The following is a 9,855-nucleotide window of genomic DNA, read 5'->3' as shown; positions in this document are numbered from 1 at the left end:
TCACCGAACGGGTTGGCGACGAAACCGGCCGCCGTCGATCCCGGACGCCGGTGATATCCCCGCGCCAGCCCCGCACCGATCACGTACAGCTCCCCGGGCGCGCCCACGGGCACCGGACGCAGCCAGTCATCGAGGACCACCACGTCGAAGCCGAGGGCGGGTCCGCCGAGAGTCACCGGCCCGTCGGGTTGGAGCGGACTGCTGATCGTGGCCTGGACGGTGGTTTCTGTCGGGCCGTAGGCGTTGAACAGGTGCCGGCCGGGTGCCCACCGTGCCGCCAGATCCGGCGGGCAGGCCTCACCGGCCAGAACCAGAACGCGCACCGAGTCCAGTACGTCCGGCTCGACTGTGGCCAGCTCGATTGTGGCCAGCTCGATTGTGGCCAGCTCGATTGTGGCCAGCGCGGACGGGGTGAGAAAGGCGTGCGTGACGTGCTCGGCGTCGAACAGTGCCGCCAGGGAGTCGCCGCCGTACACGTGGGGCGGGGCGATCACCAGCCTGGCACCGGCGCAGAACGCCATGACGAGTTCGTACACCGAGGCGTCGAAACTCGGTGATGCGATCTGGGAAACCCGGGCGTCCGGTGTCATCGCGAAGCGCTGCGCCTCCTCGGCAGCCAGGTTCGCGACACCGCTGTGCGTCACCACCACACCTTTCGGCTTGCCCGTGGACCCCGAGGTGTACATCAGGTACGCGGGGTGTTCCAGGTGCAACGGTGCGACCCGGTCGGCATCGGTGACCGGGTCGTCCGGGTAACGATCGAGACCCGGGTCGTCGAGCGGCAGACAGGTCACACCGCCGGGTAGTTGTGTCGCGCTGACGGTGACGCCGAGGACGGCACCGGAATCGGTGAGCATCTCGCTGATCCGCGATTCCGGAAGTTCGGGATCCACCGGCAGGAACGCGGCACCCGCCTTCGCCGTCGCCCATACCGCCACCACCCACTCGACCGAGCGCGCGAGCGCGAGCGCCACGAACATTTCCGGTCCGGCACCCCGGTCGATCAGCTTCCGTGCCAGGCGATTCGATCGCGCATCGAGTTCGCGATACGTCACCTCCGCCCCTTCGAAGCCCAGAGCCACGGCCTCCGGATTCCGTGCCGCCGCGGCCGACAGGATGTCGGGTAGCAGCCTGCCGGGTCCACCCGGTTCGCCGCGCGCCGGCACCAGAGACTGCCGCTCGAACCGAGAGAGCAGATCCCCACGCCCCACCGGAAGGTGCGGATCGGCGACGAAGGTGTCGAGGACACGCCGGAGGCGGTCGGCGATGCTCGACACCGTCTCGCGATCGAACAGGTCGGGGAGATAGTTCACGGTGAGGTGTAGTCGGTCGTCCACCGAGGCAGCGAGGGTCAGCGGATAGTGGGTGGCGTCGGCGCCGTCCAATCCGACAACGTGCATGCCGGCCAGGTCGGTTTCTTCCGTCAGGCCTCCGCGGTCCACCGGATACGACTCGAAGACGGTCACGGTGTCGAACCCGAACCGGGGACCCGCCTCGTGCGCGATGTCCGCGAGCCCGAGGTAGTGGTGGTCGATCAGTCCGGCCTGCTCTGCTTGTACCCGCGCGAGTAGCCGGCACGATGTTTCGTGCGCGCGCAGGGTGATCCGCGTGGGCACGGTGTTGACCAACAGCCCGATCATGGTCTCGACGCCGTGGATGTGCGGAGCACGTCCGGACACCGTGTTCCCGAACACCACGTCGCTGCGCGATGTCAGCGCACCGAGCAGGATGCCCCACGCCACCTGGACGACGGTGTTGAGGGTGACGTCCAGGCGACGTGCCAACCCGAGGAGATCCTCGGTCTGCCGTTCGGTCAGATCCATACGTATGTGTTCGGGAGTGCCCGACAGTTGCCGCGCGCGGCCGGGAGGCGTGAGCAGGGTCGGCCCGTCGAGGCCGCGCAATGCCTCTGCCCACACGGCGCGGGATCGGTCGACGTCCCGGGTCTTCAACCAGGTGAGGTAGTCGCGGTAGGGGCGGCTTTGCGGCAATATCGCGGCGCCGTCGGGACCGGCGACGTACAGCGCGAGGAGTTCCCTGATGAGCAGCGGCATCGACCATCCGTCGAGCAGGGTGTGGTGATGGGTCATCACCAGACGGCCCTCGCCGCGCGCGGTGGTCGCGAGCAGGAACCGAAGCAGGGGTGGGTGACTCATGTCGAACGGCCGAGCCCAGTCTGCCGCCCGTAGCGGCGCGAACTCGGTGGCGACGTCACCCAGGACCACCTCGTGGAAGGGCACCTCCACGCGCTCGGGTATCACCTGCACGAAGCGTCCGTCCGCATCGGGGACGAAGGCGGCACGAAGGTTCGCGTGCCGTTCCACCAATTGTACTGCAGCACAGCGCAATCGACGTGCATCGATCTTGCCTGTCAGGTGCAGCACCAGCTGGACCTTGTAGGCGTCCACCGACGTCTCGGCGAGCAGTGCGTGGAACAGCAGACCCGCCTGCAGTGGGGACGGTGGCCACACATCGCTCAGCCGGCCGAATCGGCGCTCCCACGTCTCGATGTCGGGTTGGCTCACCTCCAGCAGCGGAAGATCGGAGGGTGTCAGTCCGCCCACCTGCCGACTGCGCGCGTGGACGTCCATCGCCGACAGCACCCGGCGCCACAGCCCGGCCAGCTCCTCCACATCCGAACGGGGCAGCAGGGTTTCGGGATACACGAGGTTGGCGGTGAACCGGCCGTCGAGCACGATGGCGTTGATATCGACCGCCGCCGACGCCGGCATGTCCGCATCCGGGGCAGGCCGGGCATCCCCGAAGGCGTCGACAGGGGTCCAGCCCTGGCCGGTCTCGAATACCGAGCCCTGGCCGAGGTAGTTGAAGCTGATCTGTCCCGGTTCTGATCGGGGCAGCCGGGTCGCCGTGCCGGGATTCAGGTAGCGCAGCAGTCCGTATCCGAGGCCCGCGTCGGGCACAGTCCGCAACTGCTCCTTCACCGCCTTGATCGCCGCGCCCAGTGCCGGTCCGCCGGTGAGCGCGTCCTCGATGTCGACTCCGGTGAGGTCGAACCTGACGGGAAAGATCGTGGTGAACCAGCCGACGGTGCGCGAGAGATCGGCGCCCGGCACCACCTGCTGTTCGCGGCCGTGGCCCTCGAGCCGGATCAGGGTCGACGCCTGTGCGATACCACGGAGCGCTCGCCACTTCCTCACCGCGACAACCAGTGCCGCGAGCAGGGCATCCGAGACGCTGCCGCGGTAGAGCTGCGGAATGGTGGTGAGCAGCGCGGTCGTGTCCTCGGCGGAGAGTTCGATGCGCACGCTCTCCAGCGTCGACACCAGATCCACTCCGGAATCGAGCGAACGGTCTCCGAGCGGTGGGTCCGGCGTCGCCGCGACGTCCTGCCACCACGGCAGCTCGGCGACCCGGGTATCCCGGTGCGCCTCCTCGACGAGCGCGTGTGCCCATGTCCGCATCGACGTGCCCGGTTGCGGGAGCTCCGGTGGTCGGCCTGCGGCGACCTGCGCCCAGGCAGTCGCGAGGTCGGGTAACAGTATCCGCCAGGACACTCCGTCGACCGCGATGTGATGGGCCACCACGACGAGCCTGCCGGTACGTGTGGGTGCTGCCGGGTCGAGCCACACGAACTGCACCACCACCGCATCCGCCGGCGACAACCGGCTCACAGCCGAATCCCGTTCGGCTGCCGCAAGTTCGCCGAGTTCCCGATCGCCGAGGCCGGTGTCGAATTCCACCCGCTTCAGCAGTGCGGCGGCGTCCACGTGTTCGGACGGCAAGGCCTCCATCCGCCAGTCCGGGTTCCGGTACAACCGGGATCTCAGCATGTCGTGGCGGGCGAGCACCGCAGCCACGACGGCCACCAGGGACGCCCGGTCGATACCGAGAGGGAGGTCCACCATGATGCTCTGCTCGAAGCGGTCGATGTGACCACCGCGCTCGATCAGATAGCACACCACAGGGGTCGGTGGGAACACTCCGATCCCGCCGCCCTCGAGTTCGGCGAGCGGAACCGCTGTGTCGGACTCGGCTGTCTGCGCCGCCGCTGACAGTCCGGCGACCGTGCGTTCTTCGAATACCTGCTGCGGTGTGAAGAACAATCCGCGAGCCTTCGCGCGCGACACGAGACGGATCGACAGGATGCTGTCGCCCCCGAGCGCGAAGAACGAATCGTCGATCCCCACCCGCTCCACACCCAGTACCTCGGCAAACACCTCTGCCAGTGACTGTTCCGCGTCGCTGCGCGGTTCCCGGAGCGGGCTCGACGGGGCTGCCGGGGACGGTAAGGCTGCCGGGGACGGCAAGGCTGCCCGGTCGAGCTTGCCGTTCACCGTCAACGGCAGCGAGTCGAGAACGACGATCGCGGTGGGCACGAGATGGGCGGGCAGTGCCGAGCCGAGGTAGTCCGTCAGCTCGGCAGCGTCGAGGGTGGCGCCGGGATCCGGCACCGCGTACCCCACCAGACCGCCGCCCGCACCGAGATCCTTCCGAAGGACCACTACCGCCTGTGCAACTCCTGGCGACCGCAGCAGGCACGACTCGATCTCGCCGAGCTCGAGACGCTGTCCACGTAGCTTCACCTGCAAGTCATTGCGCCCGAGGTACTCCAGCCGGTGACTCGCGGTCCACCGCACCACGTCACCGGTCCGGTATGCCCGGGAGCCCGGCGATCCGAACGGATGCGCCACGAAACTTGCCGCGGTCGTTCCCGCGCGGTGATGATATCCGCGCGCCAGACCCGGTCCCGCTACGTAGAGTTCGCCGGGCGCGCCGACCGGAACCGGACGCAACCATCCGTCCAGGACCAGCAATTCGACGCCACAGGTGGGACCGCCGATGTCCACCGGTTCCCCGGGCAGCAGCGGCTCACTCACCGTCACCTGAACGGTGGCTTCCGTGGGCCCGTATGCGTTGAACAGCCTTCGTCCCGGCGCCCATCGCGTCACCAGCGCCGGTGGGCAGATCTCACCGGCCGCCACCACCACCCGAAGGACTTCCAATCCGTCCGGGTCGAGAGTTGCCAGCACCGACGGTGTCAGGAATGCATGGGTGACACCCTCCGCAGTGAGGAGATCGGCGAGTTCTTCTCCCCCGTAGATCTGCCGCGGAACGATGACGAGCGCGGCCCCGGCAGCAAAGGCCATGAGCTGTTCGTATACCGACGCATCGAAACCGGCCGAGGCACTGTGCGACACCCGGGAATGCGGATCGACGCCGAGGCGCCGCACCTCCTCGTCCGCGAGGTTCGCAAGTCCCGCGTGGGTGACCACGACGCCCTTGGGCGTCCCGGTGGATCCGGACGTGTACATCAGATACGCGGGATGCGCGCTGCGCAGCGGCAGTATGCGATCGGAATCAGTTATCGCACTGTCCCTTTCGGAGCCTGCCGGATCACGATCCGTGAGGTCCGTCCACTCCACGGTGTCGGGCAGAGTGCCGCGGCACTCCGGCACCGTCAATCCGCACACCGCGCCGGAGTCGGCAAGCATCTGCGCGATTCGGGCCGAAGGTAACCCCGGATCCACCGGAACGAACGCCGCCCCCGACTTCGCGACCGCCCATACGGCAAGCACACTGTCCATCGAACGCGGGATCGCCACTGCCACGAACCGTTCCGGTCCGACTCCGCGGCGGATCAGCAACCGGGCCAGCCGGTTCGACCGGGCCTCCATTTCCCGGTACGACCACTGCGCACCCCCGCACGTCACAGCCACAGCGCCCGGATTTACGGCCGCCGCCTCGCCGAGAATCTCCGGCAGCAATCGGGTCCGAACGGCCCGACGGCCTCGCAGCGGGACCAGCACACTCTGCTCCGCCGAACCGAGGACCGGGTGCCGCGCCAGGGGTCTTTCGGGCGCCGCCAGAAGGCTGTCGAGCAGTCGGACAACTCGCTGTGGAACACCGGCGGGACCGCGCACGTCGATCCGCCACGCACCGGGTTCTTCTGCCACGGTCGCGAGAATTTCGGCGGGCTCACCCCAGGTTCTCGCCCCGGTGACCGTGTTCCGTCCGATCCTCGTCAACGCAGGCGGCTCCGTTCCGCCCACCAGCGCCCACACCCGGCCGTCGGGTTCGGGCCACGGATCGTCGACGCCGCGCATGTAACGATGGCGGCGAGAACGCCGCAGTTCCAATCCCACTCGTGCGAGCAGTGTCTCGAAGGTGAGGTGGGGGCTGACGGTGATCGGCACAGGCACGATCGTCCCGCCGACGCGATGCCCCACCACCACCTCGCCCGCCTCGGCGCGTTCCATCCGGAAGACGCCGAGAGCCGCCAGTAGCACCGCCTCCGCACCGCCGCCGCGCCGGGCGAGTCGGCCGAGACCGGCCGAGACCGGTATCCGATGTTCCCGGTGCTCCGCCGCAGGTTCCGGCAAGGCCTCGGGTAGTGCGGTGCCGGCGAGTCGCGTCGCCCAGTACCGGCGGTCGTCCCGCCACACTTCGCTCTCGCGGTACCGGCGCTCCTCCTCCACCCGCGCAGAGGGCGAAACGAACGGCCAGACGGCCGGGACGGGCGGAACCTCACGGCCGCTGTCGACGAGGCAGTCGTAGATCTCGGCAACACGGCGGGTGATCTCCGCCATCGCCGTCTCGTCCGCCACCACCCGGGAGTACTGCTGACACCAGCCGTACCTTCGCCGAGGTAGCCGGAACACAGTGTGCCGGTACAGGGGTCCGTTCGCGGGGTCCATCGGCCGGCGTTCCCGCTCTATCCAGTCCCCCGGTTCCTCGTCCTCGCCGAGGTCGACCACCTCGGGTCCGACAGTCGGCGGCGGTCCGGGAACCTGGACACGTTCACCGCCATCGAACGGGAAGGTGCAGTGCAGCCCGCCGCATTCGGACAGCGCGCGCCGCACTGCCTCACCGAAGGCCGTCTCGTCGAGTGGGCCGCCGATCTCGAGATACTGACCGAACCCGGGGTTCGAATCACCCAGCGCGACGAGTTGATCGCCGACGAGCGGCAGGGAGTCAACGGTAGTCATGGAATCCCTGTCCCGTTTTGCGACCCAGCCGGCCCGCATCGACAAGCGCCGCAAGTGACGGCGGCACGGCATACCGGCCGTCACCCGTCAGTTCACGCAGGACGTTGATCGTGTCCGCAACATTGTCGAGACCGATGAGGTCTGCCGTCTTCAGGGGTCCCATCGGGTGCCCGAGACATTTCTCGAACACGGCGTCGGTGGTTTCCGCGTCGGCGAGCCCGGCGTCGAGGGAGGCCGCCGCTTCGGCGATGCACAGCATGAGGACCCTGTTCAGCACGAAGCCCGGTCCGTCCCCGACGACGATGGCCTCCTTGCCCATCGTCCGGAGCAGCCCCAGGGCACGGTCCATCGTCCGGGCCGACGTCTGCGGGCCCCGCACCACCTCGACCGCCTCCTCGAGCGGCGCAGGGTTCATGAAATGCAGGCCCAGCACCTGCGCCGGCCGGGTGGTGCCGGCGGCGAGTCGCGCGATCGGGATGGCTGAGGTGCACGAGGCGAAGATGGTGTCGGGCGGGCAGTGGCGATCGAGGTCCGTGAATATCTCCTCTTTGAGGTCGATCCGCTCGGGCACACATTCGATCACGAATCCCGCCTCGCTCAGTTCGCCGATCCGATCCGTCCACTGCACCCGCTCCATCACCTCCGCGGGTTTGGCAGTGACGGCGCCGCGACCGAGCAGAATCGCCAACCGAACGGCGTCGTGCATCATCATTCGAGCCCGGTCCCTCGCCTCGGCGTTCGGGTCTACCACGATCACCGCGTAACCGGACTGTGCCAGGCACTGGGCCACACCCGCGCCCATGGTGCCCGCGCCCACCACGCCGACCTGTCCCGAGATCATCGCGTCACCTCCACCGCCACCTCGTAGACCGGCTGATCCGGGTGATCCGCCAGGCCGGACAGCAACGCCCGCAGGTCCGCGGCCATGCCCGCGGCAGTGCTGTCGTCGAAGAGTTCGACGGCGTATGCCAGTTCGAGCACCAGGCCCGGTCCGTCGCGCAGCGACCACGACAGCGACAACTCGGCACCCGCTGCGGTCGACGCGGTGTTTCCGGCGCTAGTGCTGTTTCCGGCGTTTTCGCTGTTTCCGGCGTAGTGGACCGGCAAGCGGTCACCTGCAGGCAAATCCGAGGTTCGCATCCGGCGTATCCCGTCCATGAGCGACACGAAGTCCGGCTCGTCGAACAGGTCCACTACCAGCCGACCCGAGTCGCCATGTCCGATCGCCACCGCGTCCTGCCCCGAATACCAGGCGAGAAGGACGGTCCACCCGCCGAGTATCGCGGTATCGAGATCGTTGTCGGACAAGGACTCCAGGCGCCGCAGAAGGTCACCGTCAACCTTCTCGGACACGCTCGCGGTGGTGTACTCCCGGGCCGGGTTCCGTGGACGGTCCGCCGGCACCAGCAGTTCCGGCGCGGACACCACGGCCCTGTCCTTTGCTCGATCGAAGAACTCGGCGATCGGGTAGGAGCCCGGGACTGTGCTGATGGTCTTCAAGTGGGCGACGTACTCTTCGCACATCGCCGCGGCGGTGGCCTCGGTGAACAGTTCGGTGCTGAACTCGAGTCCGGCGGCTATGTCGTCCTCGCCGTCCCGCTCCGTCGTGATCAGGGTCAGATCGAACTTGGCTGTCCCGGCGGGTATCCCGCCGAACCGCACCGTCGACGGATGCTGCTGATCGAAGACCTTCTCGCTCACCGCCCCCAGCGTCTGCAGCCCCGGCAACTCCTGGTGCACGTGACAGACATCGAACAGCGGGCTCCTGGCGAGGTCCCGGTCGCCGCTGAGCGCGGTGACGACGCGATCGAACGGAATTTCCTGGTGCTCGAGCGCACCGAGCACCACCGCCTGGACGCGTCGGAAGAGTTCCGTGACGTCGGGTTCACCGGTCAGTTCCACCCGCAACGCCACCGTGCTGTTGAAGTAGCCGATCAGGCCGGCGAGTTCGGGTCGATTGCGTCCTGTGGTGGGTGTTCCCACCACGATGTCGTGCTGACCGCTGCGACCGGACATCAGCAGGAAGAACGCCGCGAGTAGTACGACGAAGAACGACACCGATTCTCGTCGCGCCACCGCCCGCAGATCCCGCGCGAGGTCCGGCGCGATCGTGAAGGAATGGAAGGCGCCGGTGAAATTCTTGCGCGCCGGCCGCGGGTGATCGGTGGGCAGACGCAACACCGGAGCGTCCGCCAGCTCGCGCTTCCAATAGTCGAGTTCATGGTCGAGGACCGCGCTGGCGACGAGGTCACGCTGCCACCGGGCGTAGTCCCGGTACCGGACGGGTAGCGGCTCGAGGTCCGCAGGTTCCCCGGCGACCCGGGCGGCGTAGAGCGCGGGAAGTTCGCGTTCGAAGATCCGCGGCGAGCTCCCGTCGTTGACGGAGTGGTGCGTGGTGACGTGCAGAACGTGATCGTCGGGACCGAGCTTGACCAGCAGTGCCCGGACGAGCGGATCGTGTTCGAGGTCGAAGGGCTCGGCCGCCGACTGCGCCGCCAGCGACCGCGCCGCGGCCACCGGGTCGGGTTTACCGGACACGTCGACGGTGGAGAAGAAGTCGCCGAGATCGTCTCGGATCCTCAGCGTCGGTTCGCCGTCCACCTCGACGTAGTTCGACCGCAGCGCTTCGTGCCGGGCCGCGAGGTCTTCCCACATTCCCCGGACGGCGCTCTCGTCGATCGCGCCCCGGAGTTCGCTGACCATCGGCAGGTTGTACAGCGTGGTGTCGGGCTCGAAATGATGGTGAAACCACATCCGGACCTGTCCGAACGACAGGACGTAGCCGTCCTGGCGGGTGACCGGCGGCAGACCGGCGGCGGCCGAGCCACCGGGCCGCAGGAGTTCGGCGAAGTCGGACACCCTGGGGTGCTCGTACAGATCGATCAGTGCGGGACGTGTTCCGTAGTGC

Annotated in this window: 3 protein-coding genes; all 3 read right to left on the bottom strand. The window is 68.1% G+C overall.

Features of this window, described 5'->3' with window-relative positions:
- A partial coding sequence (locus tag WAW17_RS32965; RefSeq protein ID WP_422337028.1) for an amino acid adenylation domain-containing protein occupies positions 1 to 6,947 on the bottom strand: 6,947 nt, incomplete at its 3' end.
- Complete coding sequence (locus tag WAW17_RS32960) at positions 6,934 to 7,788, bottom strand: 3-hydroxyacyl-CoA dehydrogenase family protein (RefSeq protein WP_422337027.1); 855 nt, start codon at positions 7,786 to 7,788, stop codon at positions 6,934 to 6,936. The genes WAW17_RS32960 and WAW17_RS32965, both read right to left, overlap by 14 nt.
- Positions 7,785 to 9,855, bottom strand: a 2,071-nt coding sequence (locus WAW17_RS32955; RefSeq protein WP_422337026.1) for a condensation domain-containing protein, incomplete at its 5' end; no start/stop codon positions are given. The genes WAW17_RS32960 and WAW17_RS32955, both read right to left, overlap by 4 nt.

The organism is Rhodococcus sp. (in: high G+C Gram-positive bacteria) (genome assembly GCF_049286785.1).
GTDB lineage: Bacteria > Actinomycetota > Actinomycetes > Mycobacteriales > Mycobacteriaceae > Rhodococcus_F.
This window is presented reverse-complemented; position numbering and strand designations above follow the sequence as displayed.